Raw genomic sequence first — 15079 nt, 5'->3', positions numbered from 1 at the left:
GGCGGAGAGGCGTTCCGCTTCCTTACTCGTCCTTCTTGTCGCCTTGGCCGGACATCATTTTCTCGGCCATCTTCATGCTCATGAGCTGCATGTCCTTGAGCTGCTGACGGTATTCCTTGAAGGCGGCGAGCTGGGTGTCGTCGAGGATGGTGTCGGCTTCCTTCATGAGGGCCTCGTTCTGAGTGTCCCAGCTCTGCTCGAAGTTTTTCACCAAGCCGCCGTCGGCCATCTTGCTCCAGGCGTCGGGGCCGGTGAAGTCGGCGCCCTTTGAATTGGTGCGGACCTGATACATGGCGTCGACCAACTTGGCCTCCGTTTCAGCATCCATGGTGGCGTTCTTCGCGGCGAAGGTGGCGCGGACGCCTTCGAGTTGCTGGTGTTCCGGCAGACGGCTCTGATAGTCGGCGAAGCGCTTGGCATCGTCCTCGTTGTTGAGGAAGGCCTTGATGGCCTCATCGTTGGCCTTCTTGCGTTCCTCGAGTTCCTTGGCGAGGGCGGTGCGCTCTTCCGGCGAGGCGTTCATCATCTTCATGCCGATCTCCTGTTGGTCGGCCATGCTCTTGCCGAGAAGGTTCTTGAAGTAGTCCTTCTCTTCCTTGCTGAGATTGAGGCCCTCGATGAAGTCTTCGTACATCATCGCGACGGCCATTTTCACGCCTTGGTTCATCATCGCCTTGCCGGCGGGATTCTCCCACATCTTGCGGACGGTCTTGCCAAGGGCTTCCTCGTCCACATCGGGTTTCTCCCCGGTAGGGTGTTCAGGTTTTGCCGGGCGATCACTCGCCTTCGTCGGTGCCGTGGGAGTGGTGGCTGAGGCGACAGGGGCGGCCGGAGCTTCCTTGTGGGAGGAACCGGTTTGGGTGGCCGTGGCCTGGGACAACTCGTCCAAGCGATGGCGGAGGTCGGACATCCGGGATTCTTCGATGGCGACCGTGGCGGCGATGGCTGCGGCCACGAGGCCGAAGGCGGGGAGAGGTTTCACGATGGCATGCTGGGAGAAAACGCGTCGCACTGCGATTTGAAAAATGGCCGCTGTGTGGAGCGCCAGCGGGAGGCCGAACCTTTCGGGTGGAATGCCGTGGCACATCCCGATATAGAATATGACTCGTGAACTTCGCGGGAGAATTCAGGGTTCAGGCCGTTCTGGCTGCACTGCAGTCGGGCATCGTGATTGCCGGCAGTTTGTTGACGGCGACGATTCTCAAGGCGCGCGGCTATCCTGAGACATTCAGCGTGCTCCCGCTCAAGTTGTCGTTCGTCCGGAACTGGGGATTCCTGCTCATCCTGTTGCCGCTGGTGTGGGCGCTCGCCACCATCTGGCTGGAGCGACGCCAGCCGGATTGGTTTTCCAAGCGCTGGACGGTGGGAACCGGTGTGCTACTGGCGGCTTGGCTCGGGTGGTTCCTGTTTACTGCGATGGCGAGAGCGGGAAGCTCGTTGATCCAAGTCATCGAATAAGCGTTTGGTTGTGCGACTTGGCAGGGCGAGCTAGGGTGGCTGTCATGATGACGAGAAGCCGTTTTATTGCCTGTCTGTGCCTGGCCCTGGTTCCCTCGGTGAACGCTGCGACGGCACCGGCGGAAGAAGCGAAGAAGATCGAGGCACTGATCGCCCACATCGCCTCCTTGAAGAAGGCGGTCTTCATCCGCAATGGGAAGGAATACGATGCCGCCTCGGCTGCGAAGTTCCTGAAGGGGAAGTGGGAGGCAAACGACAAGGAGATCAAGACGGCCGCCGAGTTCATCGAGAAGGTGGCGACGAAGTCTTCCACCAGCGGCAAGGCCTACCGGATCCGGCTGGAGGACGGGAAGGAGACTGACTGCGGGCCGTATTTGACGGAGCAGCTGAAGAAGGGTTGAGGAGATACGCCGGGCTGCTTTCTGATTGACGAAAACGTCATGAAAGCAAATCTCCGGCATGAAAAAGTGGCTTTCGTGCTCGATTTTGGCGGCGTTGGCTGTTCCGGCGTTGGCTGTTCCGGCGCTGGCGGTAGTGGAGGTGCCGGCATTCACCGCTTACACGGCTCCGGAGCCGAACAAGGGAGCCCAGCGCAGCAAGGATGGCGACATCACGAGCTGGGAGGAGAAGACCAAGCTTCACTGGTATGGGCACATCGCGGCCAAGGGTGAGCTGGACCTTTCGCTCAAGCTCGCCGGTGGTTTGCCGGCGGGGGCGCGGCTGAAGCTGACCGTTACCCCGCAGGAGGGTTCGGCGAAGGGGCGGCCGCTCGATGGCAAGGAGAACGGCGAGCAGGTGGCGTTCGGGAAGTTCGATGTTCCTGCGCCGGGCTACTACCGCTTCGAGCTTGAGGGCAGGGGGAACAAGTTGCCGGGATTGAAGGCGCTGGTGGTGGATGGCGCTGCATCAGAAGGCGCGCATTTCTCGATGGTGGAGCGGCGCAATGCGGCCTCGATTCATCTCGGCTACACGGTGCCGGAGGAGGCGAAGGATGACGTGGAGTGGTTCTATCTGGAGGTGACTCCGAAGACGGAGCCGCTGTGGAGCTACTACATGGCGACCGGTTGGCACCGTGGCTATTTCGGCATGCAGGTGAATAGCCCGACCGAGCGGCGGATCATTTTCTCGGTGTGGGATTCGGGTGGCGAAGCGGTGGATCGCAAGAAGGTCGATGACGACAATCGCGTGAAGCTGCTGGCCAAGGGCGGTGGCGTGGACGCGGGTGACTTCGGCAACGAGGGCACGGGTGGTCACAGCCATCTGGTCTATCCGTGGAAGCTCGGCGATACCGTGCACTTCCTGATGCGTGCGCAGGCGGAAGGCGACAAGACGATCTACAGCGGGTGGTATCGCGACTCGAAGGAGAAGCAATGGCATCTGGTCGCTTCATTCCGCGCGCCGAGGGACGGCAAGTTTTTGCACGGGCTCTATTCCTTCAATGAGAACTTCGGTGGCGACAATGGGGACGAGCGCCGGGTCTGTGAATTTGGCAACGGATGGATCCGCACCAAGTCGGGTAAGTGGATGCCGCTGACGGAGGCCAAGTTTACCCATGATGGGCACGGCAAGTCCGAGCGACTTGACCGCAGTGCGGGCACGATCGGGAAGCGCTTCTATCTGGCGAATGGCGGTTTCGTGGAGGACACGAACGAGACCGCGGTGACGAAGGCTTACGACGCGATGAAGATTTCAGCTCCCGAAGGGAAGCATCCGGTGGATGCGGAGCTGGAGAAGATGCCGATGAAGTGAAGGGAAGCCGGAGGGCTACTTCCGTTCATTCCAATAGACGATGAGGTTCTTGGTCGCGCGGCCCGCTGCGATGATGTCCGGCTTTCCGTCGGCATTCAGGTCGGCGATCTTGAAGTCTTCGCAGGCCATGGTGTTGTCGTCGATGACGGCGTGCTGTTTCCAGGTGCTGCCGTCATCGGAGGTGGGGATGTAGAGGCGGATGCCGACCTTGTTTTCGGCGTTCGCCTTGCGCCAGCCGGCGATGACCTGGTCGTAGCCGAGGCCGAGGAAATCGGCGGCGGCGAGGGCGTGGCCTTCGGCGAGGGATTCGTCGAGGACGACGCGCTTCGCGGACCAGAGGCCGTCCTTGTTCTCGGGGTTGATGGCGAGGGTATTGCCGTGGAACGGCTCGATGGTGGCGATCATGCGTTGGCCGCTTGGCAGCTTGCCGAGGCGGACTTCACCGGCGCCTTTTTCGGTCAGGCGGGTGGGCTTCCATGCGTTGTCAGATTTTTCTAACAGGTGCACGCCTTCCTTGCAGGCGACGAGCAGCGCGTCGCCGGTGTCGCCCGGCCAAGTGACGGGATCGAAATTGTGGGCGAGATGGAATTGGTCGTTGATGAGGAAGGTGGGCCACTCCTTGTCAGCGCTTGGCCGGTAGCCGAGGAAGCGGATGCCATCGCCCTCGGTGTTCACGTTGTTGCAGCCGTGGAGAGGGAGGACGGCGAGGAAGTGGTGGTCGGGTGATTCCTTGACCCAGTGCATGCGGTGGACGGTTGGCTCGCGGTGTTGCTCGTGTGCGGTCCATGCCTTGGTGCGGTCATCCGGGGCGGTGAGGGTGAAGACGGCGCCGCTGTTCTTGGTATCGCCGGGATTCCACTCCGCGCCGATGGCGACTTCGGCTTTCTTGTCGTGGTCAATGTCGCAGGCGGCGACGCAGACGTGGTCGAGCTTGGTCAGCGAGCCGGTCATCTGGTGCTTGGTCCAGTCGGGGTTCTGGTACCAGACGGTTTCCTTGGCATCCACGAGGACGATGTCCTGTTTGCCGTCGCCATCGATGTCGGCGATGGAAAGGCCGTAGCCGATGCCGAGCTTGGCATCCAGCGTCTGGGCACGGAAGGCGGCGGGTGGGGCCTCGGGCAGGGCGTGGAGGGAGACGCAGGAGGACAGGAGCAGAAGAGCGTGGGACCGGGGCATTTGACGGGATACGGGCGAGGGAGGGATTTTTGATCGTTTCGTGTAACCTCGGGTGGGATTGTTCCGTACTCCTCCATGCCATGAAAACCCTCCTTCCGCTTCTCGCCGTTGCCGCGATGTCCGTGCCCGTTGCTTCCGCCAAGGAAGAGCCGAAAAAGCCGGACCTGTTCGAGAACGGCCTGCGGCAGGTGATGGATGACTATCGCAAGGGCGATGACGAGGCGGTGATCGAGAAGCTCCGGGTGCTGCTCAAGATGATGGAGGAGAAGGGGGCGAAGAAGGTGGGGGACCTATTGCCGGACGCGATCGACGCGTGGAAAGGCGAGACGCTGAAGCAGGAGGATCTGTCGGCGTTCGGCGGCGGGGTTTCGATGACGCGCATGTACGCCTCGGGCAAGAAGGAGATCACGGTGAAGGTGATCAAGGATTCGCCGGTGGTGAAGCAGCTGATCCCGCTGATCGGGAATGAGGAACTGATGAAGCTGGCGAACCGGAAGACCTATAGCATCTCGGGTGAGACCGCGGTGATGGAGGGAGAGAAGAAGCTCCAGCTGGTGGTGGACAAGCGGATCCTGGTGGAGCTGACCGCGAATGAGGTGGCGGAGGAGAAGGATCTGGTGGCGTTGGCGCGGAAGTTGGATTTGAACGCGCTGGCGAAGATGAAGTGATGGCCGGTGGTCAGGTTTCGGCGTGAGCTTCTGGCTGACGGCGGGGGAAGATCAGTTCCAAGAGGTAGGCGAGGAGGGGCGTGAGGATTACTCCGATGCTGAGGCCAAGGCCTGCATGATGGGCTAGAGGACGAATACTGTTCCGACGATTTAGGGAGAAGATCGGAGGGGCTTCTTGGATGGTGATTGGATCGACTGGAATTCCACACACGGCGACTGAAGGGAAAAGACGGATTAATTCCTTGTAGTAGGTCTTTTTCGCAGCTTCGAAATCGGCCCTGAGGTGCTCTAATTCTGTTGGCGTTTCACCAGGACGGTCGGTGGCCGGAGTTTTCTGCGTGAGAGCTGATGCGAGTTTTTGCCGCTTCTCTTCCAGGTCGAGCTCCAGCGCTTCGAGCGCCGCTTCATCTGCCGCGCGCTTGGCGTCTGCTGCCGCCTGCCGGGCATCGATGATGTCCTGATTTGCCAAGCTTGCGAGCGTGCTCCAAATCTCGATGGCTTCGCTCCGGGTAGTGTCCGAAACACGTAATTCAATCAACGACGTTCCGGCTATAACTTCGCAGCGGATCATCCTTCGCAGTCTCGCCACACCAGAGCTGGGATCAGTTGACCAACGTCCGGAGAGATCCAATGAAGTCTCCGTCTTGGAAAGAACTTCGTCGGACTGGAGCAACCTCGCGGTTTCGGCAGGACTGGTCCTCATGGGAGAAATTCCGAAGGACGATACTTGGACTAACCCGGTAGCGGTCGGGCCGTAGAGTTTCCAATACTGCTGTCCCAAGCCTAGCAATGCGCCTAACAGCGGCAGCAGCCAAAATACGTGCCGCCAGCGCATTGCGATGAAGCCAATGCCCCAACGATAGGTTGGGGCGGCGTTCATGGGGTTACTTTGATTGGCTGACGGACGACGTGTCGAGATCCATTGTGCCCGGTTGGGTGCGGGCTCGATGGTGGTGGAGGCGTTGCACGTATCGCGACCCTTCAGGCCGCCTTTGCCTGTGCACGGAAAACCCCGCCCGATGGGCGGGGCTGAGGGGTTTCGCACCGTTGGTGCTGGAGAGGGCTTTGGGGGTGGATTGGGATGCGCCGGGGAGGTTTTGAGAGCGCAGAGATTTTAGTCGGTCTTTTGGGACCGCTCGGGCGGAATGAATTGTCCGGAGGGATGGAAATGACCCGGACCACTTCCGCTGCGCTCCACTTCCGCGCTCCCAGTGAGGTTCACTCGTTGCCGCCGAGTGATGGAAGGCAGTCGATGAGGAAGCGCCCGGCTCGGCTGGCGTCGCGTTGAAGGGCGAGCTTTTCTTGTTCGAGCGGATTGTTCGTAAGCGTGAGTTCTTCCACGGGGGTGGGTTGGATGGGTTGCTCCGCTATGGGTTTGGGATGCTGGGAGACGACGGCTTGTGAAGCGGGCTTTGGTGAGAAGATCACGACGATCACCATTGCGACGGCGGGAGGGAGCAGGAACCAGGGCCAGATGCGGCGGGCGTTTTTTTCGCGGGAGGGGAGGGCGCGGAGGATGCGCATCTCCATACCGGGCGATGGCTGCGGATCGGGCTTCTGCGAGCGGAGCAGGTCGCCGATTTCGTGATGGGGATCGCGCGGGTTCATGGGGTGCGTTGAAGTTCGGGAAGCGGCGGCGGAAGGGGTGGGGGAGTTTTGGCGCGGAGGGTTTCGGCGAGGGACTTGCGGGCGCGGTGGAGGAGGACTTTCACGGCACCTTCGCGCTTGCCGAGGATGTTGGCGACTTCCTTGAGCGGGAGTTCCTCGCGGTAGTGAAGCCAGAGAGCGCTGTAGGCTTCGGGGGCGAGCTGGCGTTTGGCGATGGCCCAGAGTTGGAGAGCCGGGCTTTCCGGTTCGGGCTCGGTGGGGAAGGGCAGGTCGGGTGGAAGGGGGCGCGATTTCCTCAGGGCGGCGATGGATTGGCGACGGGCGAGGGTGAAGAGCCAGGGAAGGAGAGGCAGGGAGGGATCGTAGCGATGGATCTTGTTCCACGCTCTAACAAAGGTGTCCTGGGTGAGGTCCTCGGCGTCCTGGCGATGGCGGGTCAGGGTGAGGAGGAAGGCGAAGACGCGGGCGTGATAGCGGTGAACCAAGGTGCCGAATGCCGCCGATGATCCCTCCCGCGCCTGGCGCGCGAGCAGGGAGTCATCGGAGGAGGGGAAAGAGTTCACGATGTATCAGTGTGGATTAGCGGAGGAGATCCGGAAAGGACCGAGGTTAGTCCTTCTTCTTTTTCTTCGCGTCTTCGGCAGCGGCCTTGTCCATGAGGGTGATCCATTCGGCGACGGGGAGGCTGAGGGCGGCGGAGAGGGAGGGCGGGGTGGCGGCGGAGGAGAAGTCGGCACGGAGGTCGAGGCCATCGAGCTTGGCATCGCCGGCTTGGGCGAAGGCGACGACGCCATCGAGCATACGGCGGAGGCGCTCGGCGTCCCGGGCATCGGCGGTGTCGGCATTTGCACGGAGGAAGAAGCGGCCGGCGTTTTCATTGGCGGCGAGACGCAGGGTCTTGGCCATGTGGAGGAGACGGGCGGCGTCGGCGGGGATATCGATTTCGGAGATCTTGGCGCTGGCGGCGAGGAGGGGCTTGCCGCCTTCGGCAGTGAAGAAGGGATCGGCGGAGGCGGGGACGTTTGCCTTGAGCACGTCGAGTGCGGTGTTCAGCAAGTCTTCCTGATGGCTGAAGACGAGCAGGTGATCGCTGGCGAAGGCGGCGTGCTGGTCCTTGCCCTTGTCGTTCCAGTTATGGACGGTGAATCCGGCGTGGGAGGTTTCCTTGTAGTCATCGGCGGCCTTCACGAGGTCTTCCATGTGCTCGCGATTGAAGGTGCCATCGATGAGCGCGACGGCGTGCTCGGGCTTGCCATCGCCGTAGAGGGTGACGCCGTGGAGGTCGGTGAGCGGATGGATGGAGAACATGCGCTTGAAGGCGCGGAGCTTGGCGCCGTGCTCGTCCTCGATGCGGGCGAAGATCTTCTTCCCGGTCTCGCTGCCGCGCATGGCATCGAGGTCGGCGTGGAGCAGCCATTTGGCGGAGGCGGGGATTTGGGAGGGCACCATTTCGCCGGCGAAAAGCGGGGCGGCGAAGGCGAGGAGGAAAAGAGCGGTCGTTTTCATGGCAGTCTGACCGGGAGTACGCCGGGGAGGAGAGAAAGGTTACAGCGGGTGTCTCAGCGTAGCCTTGCACGATGACGTGGGATGGTCTGTGTGTGGGATCGTGCAGGTTTTCCTCCGCGTGATGATGGCGGTCGTGGTGATGCTGATGGCGTCGCGGGTGGCGCTTGGGCAGGGCGTGATCACGTCGGCGGCGGAGGTTAGGGCGCTTTCACCGGAGGCAGCGGCGGAGGGGAGGCCGGTGAAGATCCGGGGCTTCGCGCCGTTTGTCCACGAGCCGGGGATTGCGCTATTCCTGCATGACGGGACGGCGGGGATTTTCGTGGAGCAGCCGCTGGAAGGGGGCGGAAAATGGCCGGTGACGGGTGACCGGATCGAGGTAACGGGCGTCACGGGGCGCGGTTATTTCGCGCCGGTGATCCGGGGCGTGGATGGGAAAGCGCCGCAGATCGAAGTGCTGGGGCACGAGGCATTGCCCGAGCCAAAGCATGTGAGCGGTGAAGAGCTGGACCGCCCGGATCTCGATTGCGAGTGGATCGAGGTGGAGGCGCTGGTTCGCGAGGTGCTGATGAATGAGGGAGACATCGTGCTGGAATGCCAGGCGGGGCCCTGTGAGTTTCATGCGCTGTTAGAAGGGCCCTTGCCGCCGGAGTCGGTGCCGTGGGATTTGGCCGAAAGTCCGGTGCGGATCCGGGGTGTGGCGGCGACGATTTTCAATGCGGGGCGGCAGATGACGCGGCGATTCCTGCGAGTGAACTCGCTGGATGACGTGGTGTCGCTGGAGCGGCGGGATCGCAAAGCGGAGCCGCGGCTGGTGCGCGCGGATGAGCTTTTCCGATTCACCGGGGAGGGTCCGGATGAACTGGTGCGAGTCCGTGGGATCGCGACGCTGGCGATGCCCGGGCGCGGGATGTTTCTCCGCACGGATGGCGGCGGCCTGTGGGTGCAGACGGCCCAGCCGGTGGCGGCGGTGCCGGGTAGCATCGTTGAGGCGGATGGGTGGCCGCGAGTGGGGCCGATGAAGCCGATCCTGCGGGCGCGCGGGGCGCGGGTGGTGGGGACGGGTGAGAAGCCGCAGCCGCTGAAGTTCGAGGCGCGTGAGGTGCTTCATGCGAGGCATCAGGCGGAGTTCGTTTCGCTGGAGGCGGAGCTGCTGGACGTCTTCCGCGGCGAGGATGGAACGACACTGGAACTGCGCGACCATGCGACGGTATTCCGGGGGCTGTTAGGCGAGCTGGATGGCACCTTGCCGGAGCTGGTGCCCGGTTCGCGGGTGATCGTGAACGGGATCGCGCAGATTACTTCGGCGGGGGCGTTCGAGCCCTTGCAGGAAGAAGACAAGCTGCTGGTGCGGCTGCGTTCGCCAGCGGATGTGGAAGTGCTTTCGCTGCCGCCGTGGTGGACCACGCAGCGGGTGATCATGGCCGCGGCGGCGATCATTGCGGTGATGCTGGCGATCTACGCGAGGAACCGTACCAAGCGGCATCGCGAGCAGGAAACGCAGCGCCGTGAGTTTGAGGCGGTGCTTTCCGAGCGAGGGCGATTTGCGCGGGAGATCCATGACTCACTGGCGCAGGGGCTGACTTCGATTTCGCTGCAACTCGAGTGCGTGCGCGATGAGATCAGCGAGGAGCCGGAGAAGGCGCGGCTTCACCTGGAGACGGCGCGCGGACTGGTCCGCGACAGCATGCGGGAGGCGCGGCGGACGGTGTGGAATTTACGGCCGCTGGCGCTTGGCGAGGCGGATCTGGCGACGGCGTTGCAACGCTTTGCGGCCGATTTGACGCGGGATGGAAAGGTCATCGCGCAGCAGGAAATCGAGGGCACCCCGAGGCCGCTTTCGGCGGATCAGGAGAGCGCCTTGCTACGCATCGGACAGGAGGCATTGACCAATGCGGCGCGGCATTCCGGGTCTAACAGAATCGTGGTGCGGTTGCGATTTGGCAGCGATTGGGTGACGCTCACGGTGCTGGATAACGGGGGCGGTTTCGATGTCGCGGAGCGTGTCGGGAAGGGCTATGGCCTGACCGGGATGCACGAACGGGTGGCTGCATTGGGCGGGAGTCTTTCGATTGACAGCAGGCCCGGGGAAGGCACTGAAGTATCCGCAACCCTTCCGACATGAAAAAGCCCATCCGGATTTTCCTCGCCGATGATCATCCCTCGTTGCGAGCCGGTCTCGCGGCGATTCTCGACAGCCAACAGGACCTGAAAGTGGTGGCCGAAGCGGGCAGTGGCAACGAGGTCATGGGCTCGAAGGAGGTCGCGGACGTTTACATCATGGACCTGCGGATGCCGGATGGTGATGGCGTGCAGACGATCAAGGCACTAGTGGCCCGCGATGCGGCGGCGAAGGTGCTGGTGCTGACGACCTACGACAACGAGGAGGACATTTTTCAAGCACTGGAGGCAGGTGCGCGCGGGTATTTGCTGAAGGACACGACGAAGGAAGAGCTGGTGGCAGCGGTGCGGCAGGTGAACCAGGGCGAGCGCTACTTGCCACAGAATATCGCGTCGCGGCTTGCCGACCGTTTGATCCGGCCGAACCTAACACCCCGCGAACTCGACGTGCTGCGGCTGGTTTCGCGCGGGCGGACGAACAAGGAGATGGCCTCGGCGATGTTCATCTCGGAGGAGACGGTGAAGTCGCACATGAAGTCGCTGTTCCAGAAGCTGGGCGTGCATGACCGGGCCGAGGCGGTGTCGGTGTCGCTGCAGCGCGGCTTGATCCGGCTTTGAGCTGCGTGGCTTCCCCCCATTCGGGGGAGATGAAAACCCCTCCTTGCCGTCGTGGCGCAAAGGAGGGGCGGGTGATTTGATGGACCATCGTCTATCTCCGGAGACCCAAGTAGTCCGGTATGACGGGACAACCCAAGCCCATGAAATCCCCGATCCATCTCAGCTTTTTTTCCGCTCTCCTCCTCACGCCGGTCTGCCATGCCGGGCTGGTCTTTTCCTGGGAAACCGGGACCCAAGGATGGGAGTCCTCCGCAGGAAACCCGGCCGTGACCGGCGATGAGACCACCGTAGCGACCACCACCACGGGCGCGACCGAAGGAACCCATGCGCTGGCCGTCACCACGCCGATGGGTGTGGATGGTGGCTGGCAAGGGATGTGGTATTCCACTCCGACGCAGATCAATCTCGACCAGCCAACCCGTCAGGCGCTCTTCACGGGGGCGACCGATATCAAGCTCGATGTCTCGTATCCGAACCCGGGCTACAACTCGTGGTATGGGAATGCGAAGGTGGAGCTGATCATCCAAGGTGATGGCGTGGGTTGGTCGCCGCTCGGCGAGTTCGATGTGCCGGTGGGCGGTGCGCCGCAGACCTACACGTGGCCGCTGACGGTGGGCAATGCGCAGTCACTGGCGAACGGTGGATGGGCGCAGCTGATCCTGAAGTTCACCTATGGCAATGGTGGTAGCACTTCGCCGAATGCGGTGTTCAATATCGATAACCTGCGCTCGACCGTGGTGGTCGTGGTGCCGCCGGTCGCCGATTACTTTTGGAAAGGTGGGACGAGTGCGAGTTGGGCGGGTACGAACTGGACGACCGATGCAGCGGGAACCGTGGCGGCAGGGGCGATCGTTTCGAATGGTTCCAAGACGGTGGCATTCACGGCGGCCGAGGCTGACAACTTCAGCACCGTGCTGGGTGCGAACCAGAACATGAAGGCGGTGGTTTTCACCGCAGGCTCGGGATTGGTCGAGATCGGTGGCACGCACAACCTGACGATCGGTGCGAACGGCATCCTCGGTGAGGCTGGCAGCGGGCCGGGTGTCATCAATACGACCGGACAGGTGATTCTCAGTGCGGACCAGCTGTGGGCGAACCAATCGGGCAGTTACTTCACCGTGGACTCGAAGATTTCGGGCACCGGCAAGCTGACGACCGGCGGGAGCGGCACGATCCTGCTCAACGGGGCCAATATTCATACCGGCGGCACCGCGGTGCAGCAGGGAACGCTGGTGCTAGGAAATGCGCAGGCGCTCGGACCGGCGACGACGATGGTCACGGCGACCGGCGGCACGATCGACCTGAATGGCTTCAGCCCGACTGTCGGCGGAATGGCTGGCAGCCTAGGCGGCGTGATCACGAATACCGGCGCACAAGCGGCGACGCTGACGCTCGATGACGACAACGGCAGCACCTTCGGCGGGGCGATCAACGCGAGCCCCTTCGGCGAGCCGCTTTCGTTCGTGAAGTCCGGCAGCGGGACACTGGTTCTAACAGGGACCGGTAGCTACACGGGCAACGCCGTGATCCAGGAAGGGCAGGTGACCGCGAGTTCATTCGCAGGCGGCGCTCCGACTTCCACCAACTTCGGCAATGCGCAGATCGCCGGGCGGACGATCACCGTGGAGAGCGAGGCGGTGGTGCTGCTCAATACCAACAACATCTTCAGCAACCAGTCGGCGGATGTTTCGTTGCTGCCGACCTTGGTCCTCAACGGCGGCACCTTGAACGCCAGCCGCTACAACTTGATCGGCCCGGTGAAGCTCAATGGGGGAGTGCTTACCCAGGCTTCTTCGGATGCGGGCACGTATCAGGGCTATCAGTTCAAGGGCGACTTCACGGTCGTTGGCAGTGCGGCCTCGATCATCCAGAGCACCACGGGAAAAGCGAATCACCTGTCCTCGGACACCGTCTTCAACGTGGCGAATGTCACCGGCGACGAGCTTGAGGACCTGATCGTTTCCAATGCGCTGACCAACCAGTCGGGAGACTTCAACAGTGCGGTCGGAGGCCTGACGAAGACGGGTCCGGGCACGATGGTGCTCCAGGCGGCCAATAACTACACGGGCACGACCCGCGTGTCGGGAGGGACGCTGAGCCTGAACTTCGCGAGCCTCGCCGATGGGGCGAAGGTGGAGATTGCGAACGGCGCCTTCCTTGAACTCGATCACGCCACTACCGACACGATCGGCAGCCTGGTGATCGGTGGAGTGAGCCAAGCGGCGGGGACCTATGGGGCGATTGGCTCGGGGGCCCAGCATGAGACGGCGCGGATCACCGGCTTCGGCTTGCTGGAGGTGCCGGCGGATCCGTTCCCGAGCTGGATCGCGCAGTTCCCCAGCTTGAGCGGGGGGAATGCGGCGAAATCCGCTGACCCGGACCACGACGGGCTCACGAATCTGGAGGAGTTTGCGATCGACGGGAATCCGGCGAGCGGGGTGCCGAGCGGCAAGGTGCGGAGCCGGGTCGAGACGGTGGGCGGGGCGCAGGCTCTGCTCGTCATGCTGCCAGTCCGCAGCGGTGCGACGTTCACGGGTGCGGCGCCGGTTTCCGCGACTGTGGACGGGGTGACCTATGAAATCGCGGGGACCAATGATCTCTCGGTGTTCGGCCAGAACGTGACCGAGGTGGTGCCTGCCCTGACGGGAACTCCGGCGATGCCTGATCCGAGTGTGGGCTGGAGCTACCGGACCTTCCGCCTCAACGGAAACGTGGGAGGGGCGACGCCGCGCGGACCGAAGGGGTTCCTGCGGGTAGGTATCACTGCCGTTCCTTGAGGGAATCTAACGGCGGCCTAGCAGAAACCTATCCGATAGAATCGGGCGTTCCATGGCCGTGGAACGCCCGATTTTGCAAAATCAGGGCATATCGGAAGGTTTTCTAAAAATTTCGGAAAATTGAAGCTTGCTCCGTTAGAAAACTTCCGGCTTTCTAATAGGCGTGATCGGGGGATCTCCACTTACCAAAGAAGAATCCGCAGCGACGCTGGGCCGGACGGCTGGACTGAGCGGCGGATGCGGCTGGTCCGGGACCATGTTCGTCCTGTGTGCGGCGATGCTCTTCGGAGGCGCTGCCGGGTCGTGGTTCGCGGTGGCGGAGGGGAGTTCCCTGTGGCTGCAAGGTCTTCAGCTTGCGACCGGTTCGATGGCGATGGGAGTTGTGGTTTCGATCGCCGGATCCCTTTTGTTTGGCCGGAATCCGATCCGCTGGGGTCTGGGCGTGCCGGTCATGGTCTATCTTGCCGGGATGCTGGTGGCGCTGATCAGCGGGCGCGATGGAAGCGTCGGCTTGCTCTACGGGGCACCGCTTTTCCTCGGTGTGACGATCGCGGCCGGGATGGTCACGGCCTTCCTGATCGACGGGATCTTCGGTCGGCCAGAGCGGGCCTGAGGAGCTGGCGGGATGCGACCGCCTCAAGGTTGCCGGTTCGGCCGGTGAATGTCATTCATTTGCGAGCTTCGGTGATTCCGGAGTTTTCGTGAATCGGGATAATTTGGATTTTTTGAAAATCGTGGAGTCGCGATTGCGATTGGATGAGTATGACCACGAACCTCCCCCTTCCTCCCTTTCCCCAAGGTGCCGATCAGGTCCGGCTCTCCGATGACGAGCTGGCCCAATCCGCCAAGCTCGAGCGCTGCCGCCAGCGCAACGAGAGCGGCCAGAAGGCCGGCCTGTGGACGGGCAGCCGCGAAGGGGTGATCAACACGGTGATCGCGATCGTCGCCGCCCTGGTGTTCGGCGGTGCGGCCGGGGTTTGGTTCGGTCAGGAAGACTGGTTCATGCGCTCGCTGACCATTGCGGGCGGCACGATGTTCATGTCGGCCATCGTTTGCCTCGCCGGTTCGCTGCTTTGCGGCCGCAATCCGATTTTCTGGGGCATCGGGATGCCGCTGCTGGTTTATTTCGCTGGTTCGGTCTGTGCGTTGGCTTCCGCGGGGGCGGTGGCCGGCACATTCCTGCTGGGGGCTCCGGCTTTCTGTGGCCTGGCGATCGTGGCCGGTCTGATGACCGCCTACTCGCTGGAGCGTGGGGAAGACTGAGAGATCAGGGGGATTTCTTCGACGAAAAGGACCGCTGCCGGGGGGCGCGGTCCTTTTTTCGCATTCCCACGTCATGACGTAATAGAGAACGGGGGAAAATCGGACATGATCTCCCACGTAAGCGACGCCGTTCCCCCC

General features: G+C 62.5%; 15 protein-coding genes. 9 read left to right on the top strand and 6 right to left on the bottom strand.

The features are described from left to right. Positions 1-22 precede the first annotated feature (22 nt). Positions 23-982, bottom strand: a complete 960-nt coding sequence (locus tag WKV53_RS00075) for a hypothetical protein (protein WP_341402197.1) — start codon at positions 980-982, stop codon at positions 23-25. Positions 983-1107: 125 nt separating this feature from the next. On the opposite strand from WKV53_RS00075, the gene WKV53_RS00070 reads away from it, so the two are divergent. From WKV53_RS00070 to WKV53_RS00060, 3 genes are read left to right on the top strand one after another with little or no spacing between them, the layout of a single operon-like run. Then, the gene (locus WKV53_RS00070) at positions 1108-1458 is read left to right on the top strand and encodes a hypothetical protein (RefSeq protein WP_341402196.1); all 351 of its coding nucleotides are present in this window, start codon (positions 1108-1110) and stop codon (positions 1456-1458) included. A gap of 44 nt (positions 1459-1502) precedes the next feature. Next, positions 1503-1859, top strand: coding sequence for a DUF5329 family protein (locus WKV53_RS00065; RefSeq protein WP_341402194.1), 357 nt, complete (start codon positions 1503-1505; stop codon positions 1857-1859). 58 nt (positions 1860-1917) lie between these two features. Continuing rightward, entirely contained in the window at positions 1918-3207 is a 1290-nt protein-coding gene (locus tag WKV53_RS00060; protein ID WP_341402192.1) for a DUF3472 domain-containing protein, read from the top strand. Between the two features lie 15 nt (positions 3208-3222). Here WKV53_RS00060 and WKV53_RS00055 read toward each other — a convergent pair whose 3' ends face one another. Continuing rightward, positions 3223-4383, bottom strand: coding sequence for an FG-GAP repeat domain-containing protein (locus tag WKV53_RS00055; RefSeq protein WP_341402191.1), 1161 nt, complete (start codon positions 4381-4383; stop codon positions 3223-3225). A gap of 80 nt (positions 4384-4463) precedes the next feature. Here WKV53_RS00055 and WKV53_RS00050 point away from each other — a divergent pair, with 80 nt between their 5' ends. Next, on the top strand, positions 4464-5051 hold the full coding sequence (locus WKV53_RS00050; protein WP_341402190.1) for a hypothetical protein: 588 nt from the start codon (positions 4464-4466) through the stop codon (positions 5049-5051). Positions 5052-5061: 10 nt separating this feature from the next. On the opposite strand, the gene WKV53_RS00045 is transcribed toward WKV53_RS00050, so the two are convergent. From WKV53_RS00045 to WKV53_RS00030, 4 genes are all read right to left on the bottom strand, one after another. Continuing rightward, entirely contained in the window at positions 5062-5931 is an 870-nt protein-coding gene (locus WKV53_RS00045; RefSeq protein ID WP_341402189.1) for a hypothetical protein, read from the bottom strand. Between the two features lie 338 nt (positions 5932-6269). Next, on the bottom strand, positions 6270-6659 hold the full coding sequence (locus tag WKV53_RS00040) for a hypothetical protein (protein WP_341402188.1): 390 nt from the start codon (positions 6657-6659) through the stop codon (positions 6270-6272). Beyond that, positions 6656-7222: an RNA polymerase sigma factor gene (locus WKV53_RS00035; protein ID WP_341402187.1), complete on the bottom strand. Its 567-nt coding sequence runs from the start codon at positions 7220-7222 to the stop codon at positions 6656-6658. The genes WKV53_RS00040 and WKV53_RS00035 overlap by 4 nt, the downstream gene beginning before the upstream one ends. A 46-nt stretch (positions 7223-7268) precedes the next feature. Beyond that, positions 7269-8165 carry a hypothetical protein gene (locus tag WKV53_RS00030; protein WP_341402186.1) on the bottom strand — a complete coding sequence of 299 codons (897 nt, stop codon included), beginning with the start codon at positions 8163-8165 and terminating at the stop codon, positions 7269-7271. Between the two features lie 76 nt (positions 8166-8241). Between WKV53_RS00030 and WKV53_RS00025 the strand changes: the two genes are divergently transcribed. The 5 genes from WKV53_RS00025 (at position 8242) to WKV53_RS00005 (ending at position 14941) form a co-directional block, all read left to right on the top strand. Further along, entirely contained in the window at positions 8242-10287 is a 2046-nt protein-coding gene (locus tag WKV53_RS00025; RefSeq protein ID WP_341402185.1) for a sensor histidine kinase, read from the top strand. Beyond that, positions 10284-10901: a response regulator gene (locus WKV53_RS00020; RefSeq protein WP_341402184.1), complete on the top strand. Its 618-nt coding sequence runs from the start codon at positions 10284-10286 to the stop codon at positions 10899-10901. The genes WKV53_RS00025 and WKV53_RS00020 overlap by 4 nt, the downstream gene beginning before the upstream one ends. A 140-nt stretch (positions 10902-11041) precedes the next feature. Further along, positions 11042-13678 (top strand): beta strand repeat-containing protein, encoded by a 2637-nt coding sequence (locus tag WKV53_RS00015; RefSeq protein ID WP_341402183.1) that lies wholly within the window; start codon positions 11042-11044, stop codon positions 13676-13678. A 256-nt stretch (positions 13679-13934) separates the two neighbouring features. Beyond that, positions 13935-14291, top strand: coding sequence for a hypothetical protein (locus WKV53_RS00010; RefSeq protein WP_341402182.1), 357 nt, complete (start codon positions 13935-13937; stop codon positions 14289-14291). Positions 14292-14440: 149 nt separating this feature from the next. Further along, positions 14441-14941 (top strand): hypothetical protein, encoded by a 501-nt coding sequence (locus WKV53_RS00005; protein ID WP_341402181.1) that lies wholly within the window; start codon positions 14441-14443, stop codon positions 14939-14941. Positions 14942-15079 lie beyond the last annotated feature (138 nt).

This window comes from Luteolibacter sp. Y139 (assembly GCF_038066715.1).
GTDB classification, from domain to species: Bacteria; Verrucomicrobiota; Verrucomicrobiia; order Verrucomicrobiales; family Akkermansiaceae; genus Haloferula; species Haloferula soli.
Note: the sequence above shows the minus strand (reverse complement) of the source record. Positions and strands in the feature narration are given on the sequence as shown.

What these genes read in the sequence shown, in the direction of transcription:
- WKV53_RS00065 (WP_341402194.1), top strand. Translation starts at nt 1,503, where the DNA reads ATGATGACGAGAAGCCGTTTTATTGCCTGTCTGTGCCTGGCCCTGGTT.
- WKV53_RS00060 (WP_341402192.1), top strand. Translation starts at nt 1,918, where the DNA reads ATGAAAAAGTGGCTTTCGTGCTCGATTTTGGCGGCGTTGGCTGTTCCG.
- WKV53_RS00055 (WP_341402191.1), bottom strand. Translation starts at nt 4,383, where the DNA reads ATGCCCCGGTCCCACGCTCTTCTGCTCCTGTCCTCCTGCGTCTCCCTC.
- WKV53_RS00050 (WP_341402190.1), top strand. Translation starts at nt 4,464, where the DNA reads ATGAAAACCCTCCTTCCGCTTCTCGCCGTTGCCGCGATGTCCGTGCCC.
- WKV53_RS00045 (WP_341402189.1), bottom strand. Translation starts at nt 5,931, where the DNA reads ATGAACGCCGCCCCAACCTATCGTTGGGGCATTGGCTTCATCGCAATG.
- WKV53_RS00040 (WP_341402188.1), bottom strand. Translation starts at nt 6,659, where the DNA reads ATGAACCCGCGCGATCCCCATCACGAAATCGGCGACCTGCTCCGCTCG.
- WKV53_RS00030 (WP_341402186.1), bottom strand. Translation starts at nt 8,165, where the DNA reads ATGAAAACGACCGCTCTTTTCCTCCTCGCCTTCGCCGCCCCGCTTTTC.
- WKV53_RS00020 (WP_341402184.1), top strand. Translation starts at nt 10,284, where the DNA reads ATGAAAAAGCCCATCCGGATTTTCCTCGCCGATGATCATCCCTCGTTG.
- WKV53_RS00015 (WP_341402183.1), top strand. Translation starts at nt 11,042, where the DNA reads ATGAAATCCCCGATCCATCTCAGCTTTTTTTCCGCTCTCCTCCTCACG.
- WKV53_RS00010 (WP_341402182.1), top strand. Translation starts at nt 13,935, where the DNA reads ATGTTCGTCCTGTGTGCGGCGATGCTCTTCGGAGGCGCTGCCGGGTCG.
- WKV53_RS00005 (WP_341402181.1), top strand. Translation starts at nt 14,441, where the DNA reads ATGACCACGAACCTCCCCCTTCCTCCCTTTCCCCAAGGTGCCGATCAG.